Source organism: Allobosea sp. (assembly GCF_048595345.1).
Classification (GTDB): domain Bacteria; phylum Pseudomonadota; class Alphaproteobacteria; order Rhizobiales; family Beijerinckiaceae; genus Allobosea.
Map to the genome: position 1 here is coordinate 1 of NZ_JBMDWH010000027.1, position 23633 is coordinate 23633.

The 23633-nt window shown below is 67.7% G+C and carries 18 protein-coding genes and 1 tRNA gene; 13 read left to right on the forward strand and 6 right to left on the reverse strand.

Features of this window, described 5'->3' with window-relative positions:
* A partial coding sequence (locus ACOJTB_RS03635) for a M20 family metallopeptidase (RefSeq protein WP_420101158.1) occupies nucleotides 1-1017 on the forward strand: 1017 nt, incomplete at its 5' end.
* 119 nt (nucleotides 1018-1136) lie between these two features.
* On the opposite strand, the gene ACOJTB_RS03640 is transcribed toward ACOJTB_RS03635, so the two are convergent.
* Nucleotides 1137-2978 carry a glycoside hydrolase family 15 protein gene (locus ACOJTB_RS03640; RefSeq protein WP_420101159.1) on the reverse strand — a complete coding sequence of 614 codons (1842 nt, stop codon included), beginning with the start codon at nucleotides 2976-2978 and terminating at the stop codon, nucleotides 1137-1139.
* Nucleotides 2979-2984: 6 nt separating this feature from the next.
* Entirely contained in the window at nucleotides 2985-3857 is an 873-nt protein-coding gene (gene otsB / locus ACOJTB_RS03645; RefSeq protein WP_420101160.1) for a trehalose-phosphatase, read from the reverse strand.
* A 218-nt stretch (nucleotides 3858-4075) separates the two neighbouring features.
* On the opposite strand from otsB, the gene otsA reads away from it, so the two are divergent.
* From otsA to ACOJTB_RS03675, 6 genes are all read left to right on the forward strand, one after another.
* Nucleotides 4076-5692: an alpha,alpha-trehalose-phosphate synthase (UDP-forming) gene (gene otsA, locus ACOJTB_RS03650; RefSeq protein ID WP_420101161.1), complete on the forward strand. Its 1617-nt coding sequence runs from the start codon at nucleotides 4076-4078 to the stop codon at nucleotides 5690-5692.
* A gap of 227 nt (nucleotides 5693-5919) precedes the next feature.
* Nucleotides 5920-8187: a phosphoenolpyruvate--protein phosphotransferase gene (gene ptsP, locus ACOJTB_RS03655; RefSeq protein WP_420101162.1), complete on the forward strand. Its 2268-nt coding sequence runs from the start codon at nucleotides 5920-5922 to the stop codon at nucleotides 8185-8187.
* 75 nt (nucleotides 8188-8262) lie between these two features.
* Nucleotides 8263-9348 carry a peptide chain release factor 1 gene (prfA, locus tag ACOJTB_RS03660; RefSeq protein ID WP_420101163.1) on the forward strand — a complete coding sequence of 362 codons (1086 nt, stop codon included), beginning with the start codon at nucleotides 8263-8265 and terminating at the stop codon, nucleotides 9346-9348.
* Between the two features lie 75 nt (nucleotides 9349-9423).
* Complete coding sequence (locus ACOJTB_RS03665; protein WP_420101164.1) at nucleotides 9424-9684, forward strand: hypothetical protein; 261 nt, start codon at nucleotides 9424-9426, stop codon at nucleotides 9682-9684.
* 35 nt (nucleotides 9685-9719) lie between these two features.
* Entirely contained in the window at nucleotides 9720-10583 is an 864-nt protein-coding gene (gene prmC / locus ACOJTB_RS03670) for a peptide chain release factor N(5)-glutamine methyltransferase (RefSeq protein WP_420101165.1), read from the forward strand.
* A gap of 404 nt (nucleotides 10584-10987) precedes the next feature.
* Nucleotides 10988-12013 (forward strand): DUF4167 domain-containing protein, encoded by a 1026-nt coding sequence (locus ACOJTB_RS03675; RefSeq protein ID WP_420101166.1) that lies wholly within the window; start codon nucleotides 10988-10990, stop codon nucleotides 12011-12013.
* Between the two features lie 338 nt (nucleotides 12014-12351).
* On the opposite strand, the gene ACOJTB_RS03680 is transcribed toward ACOJTB_RS03675, so the two are convergent.
* The gene (locus ACOJTB_RS03680) at nucleotides 12352-13131 is read right to left on the reverse strand and encodes an MOSC domain-containing protein (RefSeq protein ID WP_420101167.1); all 780 of its coding nucleotides are present in this window, start codon (nucleotides 13129-13131) and stop codon (nucleotides 12352-12354) included.
* Nucleotides 13132-13271: 140 nt separating this feature from the next.
* On the reverse strand, nucleotides 13272-13586 hold the full coding sequence (locus ACOJTB_RS03685; protein ID WP_420101168.1) for a DUF2293 domain-containing protein: 315 nt from the start codon (nucleotides 13584-13586) through the stop codon (nucleotides 13272-13274).
* A gap of 174 nt (nucleotides 13587-13760) precedes the next feature.
* On the opposite strand from ACOJTB_RS03685, the gene clpB reads away from it, so the two are divergent.
* Nucleotides 13761-16379: an ATP-dependent chaperone ClpB gene (gene clpB, locus ACOJTB_RS03690; RefSeq protein WP_420101169.1), complete on the forward strand. Its 2619-nt coding sequence runs from the start codon at nucleotides 13761-13763 to the stop codon at nucleotides 16377-16379.
* A 164-nt stretch (nucleotides 16380-16543) separates the two neighbouring features.
* Here the strand turns inward: clpB and metW are convergent, their stop codons facing one another.
* Together metW and metX are read right to left on the reverse strand one after the other, a co-directional pair.
* The gene (gene metW / locus ACOJTB_RS03695) at nucleotides 16544-17167 is read right to left on the reverse strand and encodes a methionine biosynthesis protein MetW (protein ID WP_420101170.1); all 624 of its coding nucleotides are present in this window, start codon (nucleotides 17165-17167) and stop codon (nucleotides 16544-16546) included.
* Nucleotides 17168-17169: 2 nt separating this feature from the next.
* Nucleotides 17170-18339, reverse strand: coding sequence for a homoserine O-acetyltransferase MetX (metX, locus tag ACOJTB_RS03700; RefSeq protein WP_420101171.1), 1170 nt, complete (start codon nucleotides 18337-18339; stop codon nucleotides 17170-17172).
* Between the two features lie 287 nt (nucleotides 18340-18626).
* Between metX and ACOJTB_RS03705 the strand changes: the two genes are divergently transcribed.
* From ACOJTB_RS03705 to ACOJTB_RS03725, 5 genes are all read left to right on the forward strand, one after another.
* Nucleotides 18627-19481, forward strand: coding sequence for a chorismate mutase (locus tag ACOJTB_RS03705; RefSeq protein WP_420101172.1), 855 nt, complete (start codon nucleotides 18627-18629; stop codon nucleotides 19479-19481).
* A 159-nt stretch (nucleotides 19482-19640) separates the two neighbouring features.
* Nucleotides 19641-20756 (forward strand): histidinol-phosphate transaminase, encoded by a 1116-nt coding sequence (gene hisC / locus ACOJTB_RS03710; RefSeq protein ID WP_420101173.1) that lies wholly within the window; start codon nucleotides 19641-19643, stop codon nucleotides 20754-20756.
* Nucleotides 20756-21700: a prephenate/arogenate dehydrogenase family protein gene (locus tag ACOJTB_RS03715; RefSeq protein WP_420101174.1), complete on the forward strand. Its 945-nt coding sequence runs from the start codon at nucleotides 20756-20758 to the stop codon at nucleotides 21698-21700. The genes hisC and ACOJTB_RS03715 overlap by 1 nt, the downstream gene beginning before the upstream one ends.
* 85 nt (nucleotides 21701-21785) lie before the next feature.
* Nucleotides 21786-21861 (forward strand) — tRNA-Thr (locus tag ACOJTB_RS03720).
* A gap of 375 nt (nucleotides 21862-22236) precedes the next feature.
* Complete coding sequence (locus ACOJTB_RS03725; RefSeq protein ID WP_420101175.1) at nucleotides 22237-23517, forward strand: phospholipase D-like domain-containing protein; 1281 nt, start codon at nucleotides 22237-22239, stop codon at nucleotides 23515-23517.
* Nucleotides 23518-23633: the final 116 nt, after the last annotated feature.

Here is a 23633-nt window from a genome sequence, read left to right on the forward strand (position 1 = left end):
GACAGCCGCTTCGGCGATGCGGTCAAGGCGAGGCTGCCGAACCCGACCGCGAACGACCAGCGCCCGGTGCTGCTGCTCGGCCACCGCGACACGGTCTTCCCGCAGGGCGAGCCGACGCGCCGGCCCTTCACCATCAAGGGCACGCGCGCCTATGGCCCCGGCGTCGCGGATATGAAGGGCGGCCTCGTCATCGAGGCCTTCGTCGCCGCCGCCTTCGCCGAATGCGGCGGTCTCGCTGCGCCGCTGACGATGCTCACCACCAGCGACGAGGAGATCGGCTCGCCCTCCTCGCGGCCGGTGATCGAGGCGGCGGCGCGCGAATCGCGCTGCGTCTTCAATGCCGAGCCCAGCCGCCTGCCGGCCGGCGCGGCCTCGGCCGCAGACAAGCGCCAGTCCGTGACGAGCGGGCGCAAGGGCGGCGTCTTCAAGCGCGCCGACGTCACCGGCAAGCCCGCCCCATCCGGCGCGAATTACGAGAAGGGCGCTTCGGCCATCGTCGATCTCGGCCACAAGATCCCCAGGCTCCAGGGCCTGACCGATCTGGAGAAGGGCATCACCGTCAATGTCGGGCTGATCGGCGGCGGCCAGACCGTCAACACCATCGCCCCGGGCGCCTGGTGCGAGATCGACCTGCGTTATGTCACCGCCGCCCAGCGCGACGAGATGGTCGGCAAGATCAAGGCGATCGTCGAGACGCCGGAGGTTGCCGGCACCAGCGCGGTGCTGACGATCAAAGGCGAGTTCCTGCCGCTGGAGCGTTCGACCGAATCCGCCGCGCTCTACGAGACCTATCGCGAGGCCGCATCGAGCTTCGGCATCGACGTGATCGCCGAATTCACCGGCGGCTGCGCCGATTCCGGCTTCACGGCGGCGCAGGGCACGCCGACTCTCTGCAGCGTCGGCCCGACAGGCGGGATGGCCCATACGCCGGACGAGTTCCTCGAAGTCGAAAGCCTGGTGCCCGCCGCGCAGACGCTCGCGCTGGCGGTGATGCGTGCTGCGGCGAAGGTGGAGTGATATCAGCTCGTCCTTCTCCCCTCGGGGGAGAAGGTGGCAGCGCGAAGCGCTGACGGATGAGGGAAAACGCCCTCACCCTCACCCTCTCCCCCAGGGGGAGAGGGGACATCGCGCGCCTCTCAGAACGCCTCTTCCCAGTTCCGGCTCAGCCGCATCGCGCAGTTGATCAGGCCGACATGGGAATAGGTCTGCGGGAAATTGCCCCAGAGTTCGCCGGTCTTGAGGTCGGCGTCTTCCGAGAGCAGGCCGAAGCTGTTGCGCCGCTGCAGGATGCGGCCGAACAGCGCCTTGGCCTCCTCGCCGCGGCCGATGGCGTTGAGCGCATCGACATACCAGAAGGCGCAGATCAGGAAGCCGGTGTGCATGTAGCCGAAATCGTCCTGCGTCGCGTAGCGCAGCAGCAGGTCGCCACGCTTGAGATCGCGGCCGATGGCGTCGACGGTTGCGACGAAGCGCGGATCGTCGGCCTTCACGAAGCCGAGTTCGGCCAGGAGCAGGAGCGTGGCATCGAGATCCTCGCCGTCGAAGGTCGAGACGAAATGGCCCTTCGCCTCGTTCCAGATCCGCTCGGCGATGATCGCCTTGATGCGCTTTGAATGGCCCTTCCAGAATTCCTTTCGGTCGGCCCGCCCGAGCGTGCCGGCGATGCGGGCCAGCCGGTCGCAGGCGGCCCAGCACATCACGCTGGAGAAGGAATGCACCGCCTCCTTCTCGCGCAGCTCCCACGGCCCGGCATCGGGCTTGTCGAAGACGGCCAGCGCCCGATCGCCCATATGCTCGAGCTGGGCGAACAGCGCCTCCTTGCCCGGCTGGATCAGCCGCTTGTCGAAGAAGGAATGCGTCGCGGCCAGCACCACCGCGCCATAGCCGTCGTTCTGGATCTGGGTCGCCGCGCCATTGCCGAAGCGCACCGGCCGGTGCCCGCGATAGCCTGACAGGTTCGCGGCCTCGAACTCGGTCAGCGCCCCGTCGCGGGTGATCGGATAGAGCGGCGGCAGATGGTCAGCGCCGCTCTCTGTGAAGCTGTCGACGATGTTCTTGATGAAGCCGAGATAGTCCTCCATCGTCCGCGTTGTGCCGAGCCGGTTCAGCGCATGCACGACGAAATAGGCGTCGCGCAGCCAGCAGAACCGGTAGTCCCAATTACGCTGCGTGCCCGGCGCCTCCGGGATCGAGGTGGTGAGCGCCGCGACGATCGCGCCGGTCTCCTCGAAGGCGCAGAGCTTCAGCGTGATCGCGGCCCGGATGACCTCGCTCTGATACTCGAAGGGAAGCGACAGCGAGCGCACCCAGTCGCGCCAGTAATCGGTGGTCTTGTCGAGAAATTCGCGCGAGGTGGTCTCGATCTCGGCACGAAGCGCCTCGTCCGAGCCGATGAAGAAGGAATAGGTCTGGTCGACCGCGAAAGGCGTGCCTTCCACCACATAGGAGAGCGGCGCATTGGTCGTCAGACGGATCGTCTGGTCGGCGCCGACGAAGCGGACATGGTTGGAGCCGCGCGTCATCTCGTCCGGCGCCTCGCCGAGACCGAGCGCGGGCTTCACGATCACGCGGATGCGCGGTCGGCCCGAGATCAGCCGCACGCGCCGCACCAGCTGCGGCGGGCGGAAGAAGCGCTCGTAGCGGACGAAGCGGGGCGCGAAATCGAGGATCTCGATGGCGTTGCCCTGATCGTCCGAGAGCACGGAAGACAGGATCGCGGTGTTGTCGAGATAGCTCTGCTCGCAGCGGATCATGCCGATCAGCTCGATGCCGAACACGCCTTTTTCGGCTTCGGCGGCGCCGTCATCGGCCTCGTTGTCGATCAGCGCGCAGAAGACAGGATCGCGGTCGAAGCGCGGAAAGCAGCCCCAGACGATGCGGGCGCGGCGGTCGATGAGCGCCGCGATCGAGCAATTGCCGATCACGCCGAGGTCGAGCGAGGCAGAATACTGCCCTGCGGCCGAGGTCGTCACAGTCATGGAGAGTCAGTCCCGGGAAAAGCTCGCGGCGGTCAGGGGGCCGGTCTCGGCCGCGTTCAGCAATATCTGCCGCAACACCGTGGGGGAAGCCAGCCGCAGCTGCGCCTGGCTTTCATGGTCGCTGCCGATGCGGACCGAGAGCCCGCCCATGGCGTTGACGGCCTCGAAGCCCGCCTCGTCGGTGATGTCGTCGCCGATGAAGACGGCGCGGCGCCCGGCATAGAGCGGCGTGCTCATCAGCCAGGCGATAGCGTTGCCCTTGCTGGCGCCTGCCGGGACGATCTCCGCCACCGCCTTGCCCTCCTGCAGCCTGACCGCGGGGCCGAGCTTGGCCGCCGTCCGGCGCATCAGATCGAGCGCCTCCTCGTGCAGATGCGGCGCCAGCCGCCAGTGCAGCGCGACCGAGATCCGCTTGTCTTCGACGATGATGCCGACATGGCTGTTGGCGAAGCGCACGAGGTCGCGCAGCGCCTCCTGAAGATCGGGCGTATCGGTCTGCGTGCGGATCTCCTCGCCGAGCCGGATCTGGGCGCCGTGGAGACCGGCAATGTCGAAGCGATGCGGCGCGAGCCGCTCGTCGAGAAAGGCGATAGGCCGGCCCGAGACGAGAGCGAGGGCGCCGCCGAGCTGCGCCTTCAGTCGCTCCAGAGCCGGACCGACGCGCCGGTCCAGCTTCACATGCTCGGGCGAGGGCGCGATCTCCACCAGCGTTCCGTCGAAATCAAGAAACAGCGCCAGATCGCTCTGGCCCGCGAGGCTTTGTCCCAGAGGGACGGCTGTATCGGCTGCGGTCGACATCGTCATTGCGAGGATCTGCAAGGCAAATGCGGCACCGACGAGGCATTTGGCCCGCGTCGACACCGCTCCGACCTGCATCATGCCTTTCCGTTCATCGAGCCGGGGCGCTGCGGTTTGCATCGCGAGGCTCGTTGTCTACCATAGAGATGCGGGGTTTGTGTGCGCCGTCGCTTTGGGGCAGCCCCGAGCAGCAGCGCCCGCTTTGGAAACATTACGTCGCTGGCGACGTTTCGTTCCTGCCACCTGTGGCGAAAATCGGGCGACGCCCGCGCCAAACATCCCAAGGAGTCTCCGCCGCCATGCGTCTCGTCGTCGTTTCGAACCGCGTCACCGTGCCGGACCGCAACGAAAAAGCGGCTGCGGGTGGCTTGGCGGTGGCTCTGCGCGAGGCGCTCGAGAAGCATGGCGGCCTCTGGTTCGGCTGGAGCGGCGCCGTCAGCGAAGGCCCGTCGCAGGAGATCCGCCAGATCCAGCGCGGCAAGGTGACTTACGCCCTCACCGATCTCGGCGAGGCCGAGCGCCAGAGCTACTATCTCGGCTTTTCCAATCGCGCCCTCTGGCCGATCATGCATTACCGGCTCGGGCTGACCGAGTTCCAGCGCAGCGACTATATGGGCTATCTCGGCGTCAACCGGCGCTTCGCCCGCGCGCTTGCGGGGCTGATCCAGCCCGATGACGTCATCTGGATTCATGATTACCACTTGATCCCTCTGGCCGCCGAGCTGCGCCGGCGTGGCATCGGCAACCGCATCGGCTATTTCCATCACATCCCCTGGCCCTCTGCCGATGTGCTGGGCGCCCTGCCGTTCAGCTCGACGCTGATCCGCACCCTGACCTCCTATGACCTCGTCGGCATGCAGACGCAGATCGACGCGCGCAATCTCATCGACGGGCTGGTCTCGCTCTGCGGCGGCAAGGCGGAGGGCAGCACCCTGAGGCTGGGCGGACGCAAGACCGTCATCCGCGCCTTCCCGATCGGGATCGACGTCGAATCCTTCCGGCGCCTCGCCGCGGCTTCGGTGAGGCAGGCGGCGACGCCGCTGCGCGCGACTCGCGAATCGCTGGGCGAGCGCAAGCTGGTCATCGGTGTCGACCGGCTCGACTATTCCAAAGGCATCGTGCAGCGGCTGGAGGCCTTCGGCCAGTTCCTGCGCAGCCATCCCGACCAGCGCAGCCGCGTCGGCCTGCTCCAGATCGCGCCCCCCTCGCGCAGCGACGTGCCCGAATATGCCGAGCTCGACCGCCAGTCGGACGAGGTCGCGGGCCGGCTCAACGCCCAGCTCGGCGAATTCGACTGGACGCCGATCCGCGTGGTCAAGAAGGCGTATTCCCGCAGCGCGCTGGCCGGGTTCTACCGCCGCGCGCAGGTCGGCCTGGTCACGCCGATGCGAGACGGCATGAATCTCGTCGCCAAGGAATATGTCGCGGCGCAGGACCCGGCCGATCCCGGCGTGCTCGTGCTTTCACGTTTCGCCGGTGCCGCCCAGCAGATGGGCGAGGCGCTGATCGTGAACCCCTACGATACGCATGAAGTGGCCGAGGCGATCCGCACCGCCCTCGCCATGCCGAAATCCGAACGCATTCGCCGCTTCGAGGCCCTGTATCGCACGATCTCGGCGACCGACATCGCCTGGTGGACGAACCGCTATCTCGACGCGCTTTCCGCCGGGCGCGAGGTGCCGGACGAGCCGCGATCCTGGCCGATCGAGATCAGCGGGGGCCGGCCCGCCGCGTCTGGCAATCGCCTGCCCGACCCGAAGACCGGAGAATCGCGTTCCCACGCCAAAGCCGAACCGGAGACGCGCGCCGGAGCCGCCAAGCCTCCGCTGCGCGCGACGGGCGCCGATCGGCCGGGGGGCAAGAGCGCCCCGCGCACCGGCAAGGGCACGCCGCGGCTGAAGGTCGTCGGCAGTTGATGGGACGACGGCTCGCCGAACCCACGCGAAGGCCGTCCCCGCGCAGCAAACCGGTTCCGGCCGGGACCAAAACTGGGCTTCCGAGGCCCTTGCCGTGAGCAGGCTTGCCCAAGCCGGTCATTGGTCGCTAGAAGGCGGACAGGCCTGGGTAGACGACTCGGGTACGCGCCGATGGGGACCGGGGTCGCCTTGCGACATCCGAGGAGGCTGGCGGAGGGCTGACATCGATGCGAGGCGCTCTCGGAGGACCGGGCGTTCTGCTGCGCCGCCTCCGCGAGGTGATGGCGGCTTCGGTCAGTCCGCAGGAGCGGCTCGACCGGCTCGTCGTGCTGATCGCAGGCAACCTCGTCGCCGAAGTCTGCTCGGTCTATGTGTTGCGTGACGACGGCTCGTTGGAGCTGTACGCTACCGAAGGCCTCAACCGTGAGGCGGTCCATCTTACGACCATGCGGGCCGGCGAGGGTCTCGTCGGTCTGATCGCCAGCGAGGCCGAGCCGCTGGCCTTGTCCGACGCGCAAGCCCATCCCTCCTTCTCCTACCGCCCGGAGACTGGGGAAGAGATCTACCGCTCCTTCCTCGGCGTGCCGATCCTGCGCGGCGGCGCCGTGATGGGCGTGCTCGTCATCCAGAACCGCGCCTCCCGCATCTACAGCGAGGAGGAGATCGAGACGCTGCAGACCACGGCCATGATCATGGCCGAGATGATCGCGGCCGGCGGTCTGAAGTCGCTGGCGCTGCCGGGTTCCTCGATCGGGCTGGATCGCCCGATCCACGGCATCGGCGTCGTGCTGGCGGAAGGGGTCGGCCTGGGCCATGCCGTGCTGCATGAGCCGCGCGTGCCGATCACCCATCTCATCGCGGAAAATCCCGCAGCCGAGGTCAAGCGCCTCGAGGACGCCATCGGCGAAATGCGCGCCGCCATCGACGAGCTGATCGAACGCGGCGACGTCGCCCATACCGGCGAGCATCGCGAGGTGCTCGAGACCTTCCGCATGTTCGCGCATGACCAGGGCTGGCTGCGGCGGATGCGCGAGGTGGTGATGACCGGCCTCACCGCCGAGGCGGCGGTGGAGCGCGTCCAGTCGGACACCCGCGCCAAGATGCTGCGCCAGACCGATCCCTATCTGCGCGAGCGCCTGCACGATCTGGACGATCTCGCCAACCGCCTGCTGCGCACGCTGACCGGCCGTGCCAATGGCGTGGCGCGCGAGGAGATGCCGGAGAACGCGATCCTCGTCGCCCGCTCGATGGGCCCGGCGGCGCTGCTTGATTACGATCGCGGCCGTCTGCGTGGCCTCGTGCTGGAAGAGGGCGGCCCCACCAGCCACATCGCCATCGTGGCCCGCGCGCTCGGCATCCCGGCGGTGGGTGAGGTCGTCAACGCCACGGCGCTGGTCCAGCCCGGTGATGCGGTGATCGTCGACGGCATCGCGGGCGAGGTGCAGATCCGGCCGCAGCCGGATGTCGAGAACGCCTACAAGGACAAGGCGCGGCTGCGCGCCCGCAAGCAGAAGCAGTACGAGAAGCTCAAGACGCTGCCTTCGGTCACGAAGGACGGGGTGCCGATCACGCTGCAGATCAATGCCGGCCTGCTCGTCGACATGCCCAATCTCGACGCCACGGCCGCCGCCGGCGTCGGGCTGTTCCGCACCGAGCTGCAATTCATGGTCGCCGAGCATATGCCGACGACCGGCGAGCAGCAGGCGCTCTACACCGCCGTGCTCGATGCCGCCGGCGAGCGGCCGGTGACCTTCCGCACGCTCGATATCGGCGGCGACAAGGTGCTGCCCTATATGGAGCGCATCGAGGAGGAGAACCCGGCGCTGGGCTGGCGGGCGATCCGGATCGGGCTCGACAAGCCACGCCTGCTGCGCGCCCAGATGCGCGCGATGCTGCGGGCGGGCGCCGGCCGCGACGTCAAGATCATGCTGCCGATGATTGCGACGACCGACGAGTTCCGCCGGGCGGAAACCATCCTGCGGCGCGAGCAGTCGATGCTGGAGAAGCAGGGTGTCGAGCCGCCGCGCGACCTGCGTGTGGGCGCGATGGTCGAGGTGCCTTCGCTGCTGTTCGAGCTGCCGGAGATCGTTCGCGAGGCGGACTTCCTCTCGATCGGCACCAACGACCTCATGCAGTTCCTCTTCGCCGCCGATCGCGAGAACAAGCGCGTCTCCGATCGCTTCGATCCGCTGAGTGTCGGCGCGCTACGCGCCCTGCGCCGCATCGTCGAGGCGGCGGGAGAGGTCGACTGCCCGCTCACCGTCTGCGGCGAGATGGGCGGCAAGCCGCTGGAGGCGATGACGCTGATCGGCCTGGGCTATCGCGGCTTCTCGATGTCCTCCTCCTCGATCGGGCCGGTCCGCGCCATGCTCCGCGCGCTCGACGTCGCCCGGCTGCGCGAGCGGCTGGACTGGATGCTGGCCTCGCCGGAGGGGGCGACGAATCTGCGCCCGCAGCTCGCGGCCTTCGCGTCCGAATCGAAGATTCCGGTCTAGCGACGCTTCGCGCGCGATCCCGCCGTCTCGCGGCTTTCGTTTCTCCACCCCGTTTCAGAGTTCACCGCCCGCCTCATGTCCCTGCAGCTTCCCGAAGACCGTCTGGATGCCATTCTGGCCCGTCACGCCGCGGCCACGGACGAGATCAATCACGCCGCCGATCCGGTGCGGACCGTCGAGCTCGCCCGGGAATTGTCCGAGCTCGATCCGGTCGTGGCCACCATCGACGCCTGGCGCCAGGCGAAGGCGACGCTGGATGGCGCCCAGTCCCTGATCGACGATCCGGCCACCGATTCCGAGCTGCGGGCACTCGCTCATGAGGAGCGCGACGCGGCCCGCGACGAGATCGCGGCGCGCGCGCGCGATCTGCTGATCGCGCTGCTGCCCAAGGACGCCGCTGACGAGCGAGGGGTCATTCTCGAGATCCGCGCCGGAACCGGCGGCGACGAGGCCTCGCTCTTCGCCGGCGACCTTCTGCGCATGTATCAGCGCTACGCCGCGCAGAAGGGCTGGACGGTGGACGTGCTGTCGGAAAGCGAAGGCACGGTCGGCGGCTACAAGGAGGTCATCGCCGAGATCGGCGGGCGCGGCGTCTATGCCCGGCTGAAATTCGAATCCGGCGTCCACCGCGTCCAGCGCGTGCCGGATACCGAGGCGAGCGGGCGGATCCACACCTCGGCCGCCACCGTGGCGACCTTGCCCCTGGCGAGCGAGGTCGACATCGCGTTGAACGAAGCCGATATCCGCATCGACACCCTGCGCTCGGGCGGCGCAGGCGGCCAGCACGTCAACAAGACCGAATCGGCCGTGCGCCTCACCCATCTTCCGACGAATACCGTCGTGCTGGTGCAGGACGAGCGCTCCCAGCACAAGAACAAGGCCCGCGCCTATGAATTGCTGCGCGCCAAGCTCTTCGACATGGAGCGGATGAAGGCCGATGCCGAGCGCTCCGCCGACCGTCGCGCCCAGATCGGCTCGGGCGACCGCTCCGAGCGCATCCGCACTTACAACTTCCCGCAAGGGCGCGTGACCGATCACCGCGTCAACCTCACCCTCTACAAGCTCGACGAGATGATGCAGGGGCTCGTGCTCGACGAAATCGTCGATGCGCTGACCGCCGAGCATCAGGCCCGGCTGCTGGCGGCGGAGGCGGCGGCTTGAGCGGGCGGAACGTGAAACAAACGCCGGCCTTGGGCGTTGAAGGAGCATCGAAATCTCAAACGGGGGGACCCCACGATGCTCAAGACTGCTTCGATGTTCGCAATGGCCGGCCTGATGACGCTGGCGGTGACCGGCGCCTCGCAGGCGCAGGAGAGCCGCACCTTCCGCCGGATCACGGCCGGCGAGCCGGCGGCCCTGCAGAACGCGATGACCGAGTCTCAGGCGCGCCGGCAGTGCCGGATGGAGATGCGCGGCTCGCGCGAGAGCAAGCGCTCGATCGCGATCAAGATGCGCGGCTGCATGGACCGCAAGATGCAGGGCGCGGGCCGCAACTGAGCCTCCCGCGAAGGCCGGGGGCGAACGTCTCGGCCATGACGATCTTCCAAGGCGACGCCGTGCTGCCCGTGAGGGAGGCGCGGCGTCGTCTCGTTTCCGCTTTCGCCGCCGCGGGTCTCGACAATGCCGGGCTCGATGCGCGCATCCTGATCGAAACGGTTCTCGACACGCGCAGCCCTAATCCGGATGCCGTTCTCGATCGGGATGCGCTTGGGCGACTGCATCGGCTGGCGGAGCGCAGGCTGTCCGGCGAGCCGACCTGGCGGGTGGTAGGAGAGCGCGAGTTCTGGGGCCTCACCTTCACCCTGTCCCCCGCCACGCTCGAACCGCGACCGGACAGCGAAGCCATCGTCGAGGCGGCGCTGGCGCGCCTGTCGCAGCGCCGCGACGAGACGCTGGAGATCCTTGACCTGGGGACCGGCACGGGCTGCCTCCTGCTCGCCCTCCTGAGCGAATGCCCGCGGGCGCAGGGCCTCGGCGTCGACCTCTCGGACGAGGCCTGCCGAACGGCCACTGCCAACGCCGCGCGCAATGGCCTCGCTGACCGAGCCCGCTTCCGGCAGGGAGACTGGACGGCCGGGATGTCCGCTCGCTTCGACGTCATCCTGTCCAATCCGCCCTATATCCCCTCCGCCGAGATCGGAGCGCTCGCGCCCGAGGTTCGCGATCACGATCCTCTGCTGGCGCTGGACGGCGGTCGCGACGGGCTCGATCCCTATCGCCTCTTCGCCCGGTCCCTCCCGGCGCTGCTGAAGCCGGGCGGCTTCGTGGTCTTCGAGATCGGTGCCGGGCAGGCGGACCATGTCGTCAGGCTGATGCGAGGCGGGGGGCTTGAATTCGCCGGCTCTCGACACGACCTCGGGGGGCATGAACGGGCGTTGATCTTCGCGCCCGCTTGAATATGCACAGCTTTCCGTCGATTTCGCTTGGAGAAGCACCGGAAAGCGGTTATGCACCGAGTCAGCCGAAGCTGGCGGCGTCGGAGCCGGAAGCCTTGGGCGGCCCCCTTGATCGGTAGGTTTAGCTCAAGCCAGGTCGTTGATGGGCTAAGGCCCGCTGCGAAAAATCCGACGTGCCGGAATGGAGAAAGGGCGCAGGCGGCGCCCATCGGCTTACGGGGTCTGGAACCCCTTTTGGAACAAGAGCGCGTGAAGACCAGGAACGGCGCAAGGTCCCTTCAGGTCCACTCAGCCCGGCACGGCGTCGCAACCCGCCGTATGTCGAAACGCGCATGACGGCGCCACGGTTGCCTTAACGAAGAAGCGCGAGACACACGCGAATGAGACCAGGTCAGAACCGGCGTATGCGCGGCCGCAACAACAACGGCGGCAACAACAACGGCAATCGCAAATCTCCGAATCCGTTGCAGCGCAGCTACGAGTCGAACGGGCCGGACGTAAAGGTCCGCGGCACCGCGCAGCATGTCGCCGAGAAATACTTGCAGCTGGCGCGGGATGCTCAGTCTTCAGGTGATACGGTCGCGGCCGAGAGCTATTTCCAGCATGCCGAGCATTATTACCGCATCCTGCTCGCTGCGCAGGAGCAGCTGACCCAGCAGTTCGGCCACAGCTTCCCGCCCAACCGGGCCTTCGTCGATGTCGAGGACGAGGTCGAGGAGGAAGGCGACGAGGACGGACAGGGCGGTTACGTGCCCGGCGCCGGCCCTCAGCCCGAGATGCGGCAGAACGGCCCTATCAACGGTCAGGCCAACGGCAACGGCTATAACGGCCATGGCGGGCAGCGCCATGACGGCGGCCAGCGCGACGGCGAGGGCTTCGACGGCCAGCAGCAGGGCGGCCAGCGCTTCGACCGCCAGAACCGCCGTGAGCGCTTCAACAACGAGCGCCGTTTCGACCGGAATCAGCAGCAGGATCGCAACCCGCAGGATCGCGGCGAGCGTCGCTTCGATCGCAATGGCGAGCAGGGGCAGGGCGGTTATGCCCCGCGCCCCGACGCGCCGCGCTCCGACATCCCGGTCGGCAGCGAGGAGACGGGCTTCCCGGCCGAGCCCGCCGCGCAGCCGCAGCAGAACGGCGAGCGCAGCTTCGAGCCTCGTGCCGAGCGCGGTCCGCGCCCCGAGCGGCGCCCGCGCCGCGAGCGCCAGCCGGAGCCGGAAGGCGATGACGTCGCCGCCGCGCTGCCGTCCTTCCTGACGACGCCCGTGCGCACCGTTGCGCCCGAGCCGGCCCCGGTCGAAACCGATGCCGGCGCCGGTGAGGCTGGTGACGACGCCGGAGCGGAAACCGCCCCCAAGCGCACCCGCCGCCGCCGCTCCCCGCGCGAGGTCATGAACGCGCTGGGCTCGGAAACGGACAGCGCCGCGGAGTGAGTGAGTCCCCGCTGCATCCTGAATTGAAGAAGGGCCCGCGAGGGCCCTTTTTTATGGGCGCGAGGGGACGCGCTGCGTTTAGAGCACGCTGATTTCGTGGAACCACGACGTCATCCCGGACAAGCTACCCCCGGGTCCGATCTGCGATCGGCCCGAGGACAAGCTCCGAAGCCCCGCTCCTGGATCCATCGTAAAGCTCCGGAGCCCTCCGATGGATCCCGGGGCAGGCCCGGGATGACGGGCCGGTTCGAGAAAACTCAGCATGGTCTAGGCTTGCCGAAGAGACGGCTCGAGGGCGCGTGGTGACGGCTCGGTCGGACGGCGCCGCCAAGTGGTTCTCAGGAGGCCGCCGGCTCCCCCTCCGCGGGCGTCAGAACGGTGCCCTCGCTGAGGCGCCCGCCTGCGATGATCCGGCAATAGATGCCGCAATCGACATGGCCGTAATGGGTCATCAGCGCCTTGGGGATCTGCCGGTCCCTCTCGCCGGTTTCGGGATCGACATTGGTCGCGGCGCAGCGCTCGATCCGCTTGATCACATGCAGCCGAAGCCCGTCCGGCCCGGTGAGATCGCGCCCGACGAGGTCGTTCTCGGCCCAGGCTTCGAGGCCGCTGACCAGAAGATTGCCGCGAAAGCGCAACGGATCGACCGGCAGGCCGATGCGCTGTTCGAGATCGGCGACGCTGGCGCTGTTGATGATGGAGACGAAGCCCGAGCGCGAATCGGTGAAGCGGTAGCTCGGCGGGGCCGCCAGCAGCTTCGGCGCGCCGCGTAAGGAGGCCGGCATGAAACCCTCGAAGAAGCGCGTGATCGCCGCCCGGCCTTCCTTGCTGCCGGTGGCGGCGCGCAGCACCTCGCGCTCGCCCTCCCGGATCACCAGAACGCCGCCCGCATCCTCGTAGCGGCTGCGCAGCCTTGCGAGGGCGCCATCGCGCATCAGCATCAGATATCTGGTTTTCGGCTGATGCGCCGGCTCGGCCGGATCGAACCCCGAGGGGCCGTTTTCGATGGCGAAGAGCCGGTCGCCAGGGAAATAGCCGCCGGCCGGCAGTTCGGCTGCGGTCAGGCGCTCGGGCGAGAGACCCTTGACGGGGTAGCGGTAGAGCCGGTCGATCAGCATGGAAGGTCCGTCGGTTGATCCATCTTCAGCCCGTACGCCCAAACGCTGTCCCTCGGAGCAGCGGCGCAGGTGGCGGCGAGGGCGCGGAACGATAGCCCGGCCGGCATCGCCGCACAGATCAATTTCCGTGTGCGGCCATATCAATCTTCGGCGTCGTCACCCTCGCTCACGGAGCGCTGGCAGCCCCAGCCTGCGAGCACCGCATCGGTCTCGTCGGCCACGAAGAAGCGTGCCGCGTCGCGGTCATAGCCCTCGCCCATCAGTCTTTCGTAGTCGGTGTGGACATGTCGGACATGGCTGCCGAGTGCGAGCCACAGGGCGGTCGAAGGCGGCAGATCCTTCATGTGGCGCCGCTCCGCCAGGGCCAGCACGGCGTCCGCATCGGACAAGGGAATGCCCGGCGCCAGCGCCCTTAGCGCCTTGCGAATCGCCTGCTGTCGCTTGGTCCCGGCCATGCGCGATCTGCGCCCGCGCCGTGCCCCGGGTCAATCGCGTCGGCACCCCTTCCGTTGCGCGAAAGCCACACTATCTTGAACCCGAAGGGCGGCCCGCCAGGGCGCCCTATCCTGACCGAAAGGCAGCAGGCTCGGCGTCGCTTCGGGGCGTCGCCTGCGGGCGGAGTGAACGGAATGAACATCGAGAAATACACCGACAGGGCGAAGGGCTTCCTTCAGGCGGCCCAGACCATCGCCTTGCGCGAAGGCAACCAGCAATTCACCGCCGAGCATCTGCTGAAGGCACTGCTCGACGATCCCGAGGGCATGGCGGCCGGTCTCATCGACCGCGCCGGCGGCCAGTCGCGCGTCGCGCTGCAGCTCACCGAGCAGGCGCTCGCCAAGCTGCCGAAGGTCTCGGGCGGTTCGGGCGGCCTCAACCTGACGCCGGGCCTCGCCCGCGTCTTCGACACCGCCGAAAAGGCGGCCGAGAAGGCCGGCGACTCGTTCGTCACGGTCGAACGGCTGCTGCTCGCCCTCGCGATCGAGAAGGACACCGAGGCCGGCAGGGCGCTCGCCAAGGCCGGCGTGACGCCGCAGGGCCTCAACACCGCGATCGAGGCGATCCGCAAGGGCCGCACCGCCGATTCCGCCGGGGCCGAGCAGGCCTATGACGCGCTGAAGAAATACACCCGCGACCTCACCGCCGCCGCCCGCGACGGCAAGCTCGACCCGGTCATCGGCCGGGACGAGGAAATCCGCCGCACCATCCAGGTGCTCTCGCGCCGCACCAAGAACAATCCGGTGCTGATCGGCGAGCCCGGCGTCGGCAAGACCGCGATCGCCGAGGGGCTGGCGCTCCGCATCGTCAATGGCGACGTGCCCGAGAGCCTGCGCGACAAGCAGCTGCTTGCGCTCGACATGGGCTCGCTCATCGCCGGGGCGAAATATCGCGGCGAGTTCGAGGAGCGGCTGAAGGCGATCCTGACCGAGGTCACCTCCTCGGATGGCGGCGTCATCCTCTTCATCGACGAGATGCACACCCTCGTCGGCGCCGGCAAGACCGATGGCGCCATGGACGCCTCGAACCTGCTGAAGCCCGCTCTGGCGCGCGGCGAGTTGCACTGCGTCGGCGCGACCACGCTCGACGAGTACCGCAAATATGTCGAGAAGGACGCCGCTCTCGCCCGTCGCTTCCAGCCGGTTTTCGTCGAGGAGCCGACGGTCGAGGATACGATCTCGATCCTGCGCGGCCTCAAGGAGAAATACGAGCAGCATCACCGCGTCCGCATCACGGATTCGGCGCTGGTCTCGGCTGCGACGCTGTCCAACCGCTACATCACCGACCGCTTCCTGCCCGACAAGGCGATCGACCTGGTCGATGAGGCCTCGGCGCGGCTGCGCATGCAGGTCGATTCCAAGCCCGAGGAGCTGGATTCCATCGACCGTGAGATCGTGCGCCTCAAGATCGAGCAGGAGGCGCTGAAGAAGGAGAGCGATGCCGGCTCGAAGGAGCGGCTGAAGCGGCTGGAATCCGAGCTGGCCGACCTCCAGACCCGCTCCGACACCATCACCGCCAAATGGAAGGCGGAGAAGGACAAGCTCGGCGCCGCGGCCGAACTCAAGACCAAGCTCGACAATGCCAGGAACGAACTCGCCCAGGCGCAGCGCAAGGGCGAATACCAGCGCGCGGGTGAGCTCGCTTATGGCGAGATCCCGCAGCTGGAGCGGGCGCTGGCCGAGATCGAAGAGAAGGGCGACAGCGCCGGCATGGTCGAGGAGGCCGTGACGCCGGACCATGTCGCGCAGGTCGTCAGCCGCTGGACCGGCGTGCCGGTCGATCGGATGCTGGAGGGCGAGAAGGAGAAGCTGCTCAAGATGGAGCAAGCCCTGGCATCGCGCGTCGTCGGCCAGAAGGAGGCGGTCGAGGCCGTGTCCACGGCGGTCAGGCGCGCTCGCGCCGGTCTTCAGGACCCCAACAGGCCAATCGGTTCCTTCATGTTCCTCGGCCCCACCGGCGTGGGCAAGACCGAGCTGACCAAGGCGCTCGCCTCCTTCCTGTTCGACGACGATTCGGCGCTGATCCGCATCGACATGTCGGAATATATGGAGAAGCACTCGGTCGCCCGGCTGATCGGCGCGCCTCCCGGCTATGTCGGCTATGAGGAGGGCGGCGCGCTGACGGAAGCCGTCCGGCGCCGGCCCTATCAGGTCGTTCTGTTTGACGAGATCGAGAAGGCGCATCCGGACGTGTTCAACGTCCTGCTGCAGGTGCTCGACGATGGCCGTCTCACCGACGGGCAGGGCCGCACGGTCGATTTCCGCAACGTGCTGATCATCATGACCTCGAACCTCGGTTCGGAATATCTGGTGAACCAGCCCGAGGGGCAGGACAGCGAGGCGGTGCGCGACGAGGTGATGGGCGTGGTGCGCCAGGCGTTCCGGCCGGAGTTCCTCAACCGCATCGACGACATCATCCTGTTCCACCGGCTGCGCCGGCAGGACATGGGCGCCATCGTCGACATCCAGATGCAGCGTCTCCAGAAGCTCCTCACCGATCGCAAGATCACGCTGGAGCTGTCGAAGGAGGCCCGCGAATGGCTGGCGGAAAAGGGCTACGATCCCGCCTATGGCGCTCGCCCGCTGAAGCGCGTCATCCAGAAATCGGTGCAGGACCCGCTGGCGGAAGCGATCCTCGCCGGCCAGATCAAGGATGGCGAAGACGTGCCGGTGACGGTCGGCCCCGGCTCGCTGATGCTGGGCGACGTGGTGGCGGCCAAGGAGCGCCGCCCGGCCGGCGTGCCGCTGAACTGACGGCGGGGCTTCCTTCTTCCCTCCGGGGAGAAGCCGTCTGCGGAGCAGACGGATGAGCGAAGGGCCGCGCAAGCGGCTCTTTTCTTTTGGCCGATGCGCTGCCCTCATCCGTCACGGCTTCGCCGTGCCACCTTCTCCCCCAAGGGGAAAGGACAGCCCCGCCCTTACCCCCGCTTCAGCAGAAACACCGCCTGCGCGCCGAACAGGTTCCAGAGCCACCAGGGCGTGTTGACGCCGACGCGCCCCCCTGCGGCATCGAGCGCGACCGCGCGTTCCTTCTGCGCGCCCACGACCTCGCACAGCGTGACGAAATCGCGGATGGTGCAGAAATGGATGTTGGGCGTGTCCCACCAGGAATAGGGCAGGGAATCCGTCACCGGCATCCGCCCCTGGAAGAACACCTGGCTGCGCATGCGCCAATGCCCGAAATTCGGGAAAGAGACGATGGCGCGCCGTCCGATCCGCAGCATCTGCTCCAGCACGAAGCGTGGATTGCGCGTCGCCTGGATGGTCTGGGAGAGGATGACGTAGTCGAAGCTGTCATCCGGATAGTCGACGAGGTCGGTGTCCGCATCGCCCTGGATCACCGAAAGGCCGCGCGTCACGCAGTCGGCCACGCCCTCGCGCGACAATTCGATGCCGCGCGCATCGACCTGCCGGGTCTCGGCCAGCAGCGCGAGCAGAGCCCCGTCGCCGCAGCCGACATCGAGCACCCGCGTACCGGGCTGCACCATCTCGGCGACGAGTTTCAGATCGATGCGGTTGGTGTGATGATCGAAGGCCGACATCGTCAAATCCCCCGCGCCCTTGCAGCCGCGCCCAGGAATCCGCGCGTCGTCGCGAAGAGGTTGGGCTCGTCGAGCAGGAAGGCATCGTGGCCCTTGTCGCTCTCCAGCTCGACGAAGGAGACCGAGGCGCCGGCGGCGTTGAGTGCATGCACGATGGCGCGGGAATCGGCGGTCGGGAACAGCCAGTCGGACGTGAAGGAGGCGACGCAGAAGCGCGTCTTCGTGCCGGCGAAAGCCTTCGCCAGCACCCCGTCATGATCGGCGGCGAGGTCGAAATAATCCATCGCCCGGGTGACGTAGAGATAGGAATTGGCGTCGAAGCGCTCGACGAAGCTCACGCCCTGATGGCGCAGGTAGCTTTCCACCTGAAAATCCGCGTCGAAGGAGAAGGTCGGCGCCTCCCGGTCCTGCAGCTTGCGGCCGAACTTCCGGTGCAGCGCCTGCTCCGAGAGATAGGTGATATGCGCGCCCATCCGCGCCACCGACAGCCCCTTGGAGGGCCGCGTGCCCTCTTCCAGATAGCGCCCGCCACGCCATTCGGGGTCCGCCATCACCGCCTGGCGGCCGACCTCGTGGAAGGCGATGTTCTGGGCCGAGTGCTTGGCCCCGGTCGCGAGCGGCAGCGCCGCGAAGACCCGGCCCGGATAGCTCGCCGCCCACTGCAGCACCTGCATGCCGCCCATCGAGCCGCCCACCACGGCGAACAGCGTCTCGATGCCCAGATGATCGACCAGCGCTCCTTGAGCCCGCACCATGTCGCGGATCGTCACGACCGGGAAGGACAGGCCCCAGGGCTTGCCCGTCGCCGGGTTGGTCGAGGCGGGCCCCGTGGTGCCGGTGCAGCCGCCGACGACATTGGCGCAGATCACGAAGAAGCGGTCGGTATCGACCGGCTTGCCGGGGCCGATCATCGCCGTCCACCAGCCACCCTTCCCGGTGATCGGGTTGCGGCTGGCGACATATTGGTCGCCCGTCAGCGTGTGGCAGACCAGGACGGCATTCGATCGGGACGCATTCAGCTCCCCGTAGGTCTGGTAGGCGATCTGCCACTGATCGAGCACGGCGCCGCAATCCATCAGCAGCGGCGTTTCGGCACCGAACCGCGCGACGCGGCTCGATGGCTCGTTGGCCTCGTTCAGCGGATCGGCCAGGCTGTGAGAAGGATCGCTCATCTCGTCCGTCTCGGCAGGTGATATTTGTCCTGCCGGTCCAATCGTTCGGAAAATCGAACTAGCGATGCCGCGCGAAAGCGCGTCTGTCAACGTGGCACTGCATCGGCTGGCTTTGCCAACGGCCAAGCCGGGCGCTAAGAGCGTGGTCGATCATGAGCCCTCATCCCGAGGAGCCGCGAAGCGGCGTCTCGAAAGATGCTCCAGTGACCGCTGGACCATCCTTCGAGATGCAGGCGGACGCCCGCTCGCCAGGATGAGGGCTGAGGACGTCAGCCAAGAAGCGCGACATGACCCAAGCCGCTCCCACGACCCAAGCCGCCCCTACGACTCTTGCCGATCTGCGCGCCGAGATCGATCGCATCGACAGCGAGATGCATGCGCTGCTGATGGAGCGCTCGCAGATCATCGAGACGCTGATCTCGGTCAAGAAGACGCAGGCCTCCGGCTCCGCCTTCCGCCCCGGCCGCGAGGCGGACATGATGAAGCGGCTCGCGCTTCGTCATAAGGGCCTGCTGCCGCTCGACACGGTGGAGAGCATCTGGCGCATCATCATCGCGACCTTCACCTATGTGCAGGCGAATTACTCCGTCCATGCCGACGTCTCGGGCGGCGATGCCGCCATGCGGGATTCGGCCCGCTTCCATTTCGGCTTCACCGTTCCCTTCGTGGCGCATGAGGATGCCCGCGCCGTGATCCGCACCGTGGCGGAGTCGGCGGGCGATCTCGGGATCTTCCGCATGGACCAGGGAGCCAGCGCCGGCATCTGGTGGCGCGATCTGATCGGGCCCGAGCGGCCGAAGATCATCGCGCGCCTGCCCTTCATCGAGCGCCCGGACCACCCGGCCGGCACCCCGGTCTACTGCATCGCCAAGCCGCTGGCGGACGCCGCCGTGCGCGAGATCGTGCTCTATGCCGCCCGCGTCGAGCGCTGGTCCGAGAGCCTGCGCCAGGGCCTCGCCGAGCATCTGGCCGAGGTCTCGGCCTCGGCCGCCGACGGCTCGCATCTTTCCCTCCTGGTCGCGGCCTCCGGAGAGGTCGACCAGGAGGCGATCCGCGCAGCGCTGGCCCCCGCCGGCCTCAGCGATTTCGCCGAGATCGGCAGCCACGCCGCCCGCTTCTCCGTCAAATCCGCCCGTTCGTAAGTTCACACGCCATGTCGTCCTAGACCTCCACCGTCATCCCGGACGTCGCGCAGGGCGCTCCGGGATCCATCCGAGAGCGCTGAGCCCTCCGATGGATCCCGGGTCGCCCTTCGGTCGGCCAGGATGACGCCAGGAGACGGAACCCGAAAGACCCTTGTCATGTCCGCTTCCCGCCCCACACCCCGCCCCGGCGTCCTCGAAATCCAGGCCTATATCCCCGGCAAATCCGCCGCGCCGGCCGGGGTGAAGCTGCACAAGCTCTCCTCCAACGAGACCCCGCTCGGCCCCAGCCCGAAGGCGGTCGAGGCCTTCGCCGGCCTTGCTGGGAAGCTCGAGCTTTATCCGGACGGCTCCTCGACCAAGCTGAAGCAAGCCATCGCCGGCCGCTACGGCCTCGATCCGGCCCGCATCCTCTGCGGCAACGGCTCGGATGAGCTGCTGGAACTCGTCACCAAAGCCTATCTCGGCGAGGGCGACGAGGGCATCTACAGCCAATACGGCTTCCTGGTGTACCGCATCGCCATCCTCGCCGCCGGCGGCAAGCCGGTCGTGGTGCCGGAGAAGAATCTGACCGCCGATGTCGACGGCATCCTCGCGGCGGTGACGGCGAAGACGAAGATCGTCTTCCTCGCCAATCCGAACAACCCGACCGGCACCTATCTGCCCTTCGACGAGGTCAAGCGCCTGCAGGCTGGCCTGCCGCCCCATGTGCTGCTGGTGCTGGACGCGGCCTATGCCGAATATGTCCGCCGCAACGACTACGCCTCCGGCCTCGAACTCGTCGCCGAGAGCGAGAACGTCGTGATGACGCGCACCTTCTCGAAGATCTACGGCCTCGCCAATCTGCGCATTGGCTGGATGGTCGGCCCCGCGCATGTCATCGATGCGTTGGAGCGCATTCGAGGCCCCTTCAACGTCAATGGCGCGGCGATCGAGGCCGGTGCCGCCGCCATTGCAGACGAGGCCCATGTCGCCGCCGCGATCAAGCACAACGACACATGGCTGGCCTGGACCACGGCCGAGATCGAGAAGCTGGGCCTCAAGGTCACGCCCTCGGTCGGCAATTTCATCCTGATCCACTTCCCTGACGAGCCGGGCAAGACCGCCAAGGATGCCGATGCCTACCTGAGCGAGCGTGGGCTCATCCTGCGAGCCGTCGCCGGTTACGGCCTGCCGGGCGCGCTGCGCATGACCATAGGCTCCGAAGAGGCCAACCGCCTCGTCGTGGCGGCTCTGGCCGAGTTCATGAGCGGCGTGAATGTGAGCAACGGCTGATGTCGAGCGTGGAGAGCTTCGCGCCGCGCCGCGGCGAGCCGGTCTTCGGTCGCCTCGCCATCATCGGCATCGGGCTGATCGGCTCCTCGATCGCGCGCGCCGCGAAGGAACTCAACCTCGCCGGGACGATCGTGCTCGCCGATCGCGACGAGGCTGTGCGCCGGCGGGCGCGCGAGCTCGGAATCGGCCATGCGGTCGCCGAGACGGCGGCCGAAGCCGTGCGCGACGCCGACCACATCATCCTCTGCGTGCCGGTCGGCGCCTGCGGTGCCGTCGCGGAGGAGATCGCGCCCGCGCTGAAGCAAGGCGCCATCCTTTCCGATGTCGGCTCGGTCAAGGGCTCGGTGATCGAGGCGGTGACGCCGCATCTGCCCGATGGCGTGGCGCTGGTGCCGGCCCACCCGGTCGCCGGCACGGAAAATTCCGGCCCGGATGCCGGCTTCCCCAGCCTCTTCCTGAACCGCTGGTGCATCCTGACCCCGCCGGAGGGCACGGACGCCGCGGCGGTGGCGAAGACCCGCCAGCTCTGGGAGGGCATGGGCGCCATCGTCGAGGTGATGGGCGCGCAGCACCACGACCTCGTGCTCGCGGTGACGAGCCATCTGCCGCATCTCATCGCCTACAACATCGTCGGCACGGCCGAGGATCTGGAGGCGGTGACGCAGTCGGAGGTGATCAAGTTCTCGGCCGGCGGCTTCCGCGATTTCACCCGCATCGCAGCCTCCGACCCGACGATGTGGCGCGACGTCTTCCTCCACAACAAGGAAGCGGTGCTGGAGATGCTGGGCCGCTTCAACGAGGACCTCGCGATCCTCACCCGCGCGATCCGCTATGGCGACGGCGAGACGCTGCACAGGCATTTCACCCGCACCCGCGCCATCCGTCGCGGCATCGTCGCGCTGGGGCAGGAGAAGCCGGAGACCGAAAAGCTGCGCAAGCCCTGACACCCCGTGGGCGGCCGGGTCGTCGGCGCACGCTGCATTGTGCGCCTTGCCAAGAATCGGCAGTGCTGGTAGAGGCTCCGGCGTCGCCGCTTTAGCTCAGCTGGTAGAGCACCTCATTCGTAATGAGGGGGTCGGGGGTTCGAATCCCTCAAGCGGCACCATTTTCCCGGACATCCTGCCTCGAATAGCCGCATCGCTTCGGCTTGCATTCCCGCACGGTCGCGACGTCCAAGGCATGCTGATTTAGTTCGGAACCAGACCGTCATCCCGGACGAACTGCGAAGCAGTGCTGCTCCGGGATCCATTGCAGAGCTCCGGAGCCCTTCGATGGATCCCGGGGCAAGCCCGGGACGACGCCGGGGTTCCGAGAAAACGCAGCAGGCTCCAAGACATCGTCTTTCCGGGTGATGGCTCGAACGATGGCTGCGCCGCGCGGGCTGCGGTTTTCAGGCGGCTTTCGCTCCGGGGCCGGAGCCGAAAGCCGGGTTGCGCGTTGGTGAATCCGTCACCCTCCGCGCCTGCGATCCCGAGCCTCGATGAAACTGCGACGCCATCCGCTTCTGGTCAGCCTGGTTTCGGCCGCCTTCGGCATCCTTGCCTGTTTGGCGGTGGTCAATCTGGTACCCGAGCCGCAGGAGCTGCGCGAGCCGCTGCCGCACCATCTGGCCTCGTCTGACGAGCAGCTGCGTCTCTCGATGGGAGCCCTGTTCGGCTCGAACTACGTTCCCGGCAACAAGGTCGAGACGCTGGTCAACGGCGTCGCGATCTTCCCCTCCATGCTGGAAGCGATCCGGCAGGCGCGGCAGACGATCACCTTCGAGACCTATATCTACTGGCGCGGCGACATCGCCGTCGCCTTCGCCGATGCGCTGGCGGCCAAGGCGCGCGAAGGCGCGAGCGTGAAGGTGCTGCTCGACTGGGTCGGCAGCGTGCCGATGGACGAGGCGCTGATCGAACGGATGCAGCAGGCCGGCGTCGAGGTCGTGCGCTTCCGGCCCGTCGCCTGGTATACGCTCGACCGGCTCAACAACCGCACCCATCGCAAGCTGCTCGTCGTCGACGGTCGGATCGGCTTCACCGGCGGCGTCGGCATCGCCGACGAGTGGAACGGCGATGCGCGCACGCCCGACGAATGGCGCGACAATCACTACCGCGTCGAGGGACCGGCGGTCGCCGAGATGCAGGCCGCCTTCGCCGAGCATTGGATCGAGGCGACGGGCGAATTGCTGCTGGGCGACCGGTTTTTCCCCAAGGTGGAGCCTGTCGGCGAGCATGCCGCCCAAGTCGTCGTCAGCTCCACCCACCAGCGCAACGTCATGCATCTCATGCTGATGACGGCGCTGGCCTCGGCGCAGAAGACGATCCGCATCGCGACGCCCTATTTCGTGCCGGACGAGCTGACGCGCCGCCAGCTGATCGAGGCGAGGCGCCGCGGCGTCGCGGTGCTCATCCTGGTGCCGGGGCCGCAGACCGATGCGAGGCTGGTGCGCAAGGCCTCGCGCCATTTCTGGGGCGAGCTCCTGGAGGCCGGGGTCAGGATCAGCGAATACCAGCCCACCTTCTTTCACGCCAAGCTGGCGGTGATCGACGACGCCTGGACCTCCGTCGGCTCCACCAATATCGACGCCCGCGCGCTTCGGCTCAACGACGAAGCCAATGTCAATCTGTTCGACCGGCGCTTCGCCGCCGAGCAGATCGCCATTTTCGACCGCGACATGGCCGCCTCGCGACCCTATTCGCTCGATGATTGGCATGGCCGGCCCGCCAGCCAGAAGGTCACGGATTGGGCCGCCAGCCTCGCCCGTTCGCAGATCTGATGGCGAGGGAGCGTCGGCGATCAAGGCTCGTCGTCTCAATTCTGTTGCAATGCACCAATCTCATGTCGCAATGCAACCTGCCTGGCTGCGGTGCGTTTCGCGCAGCATGAAGCTGA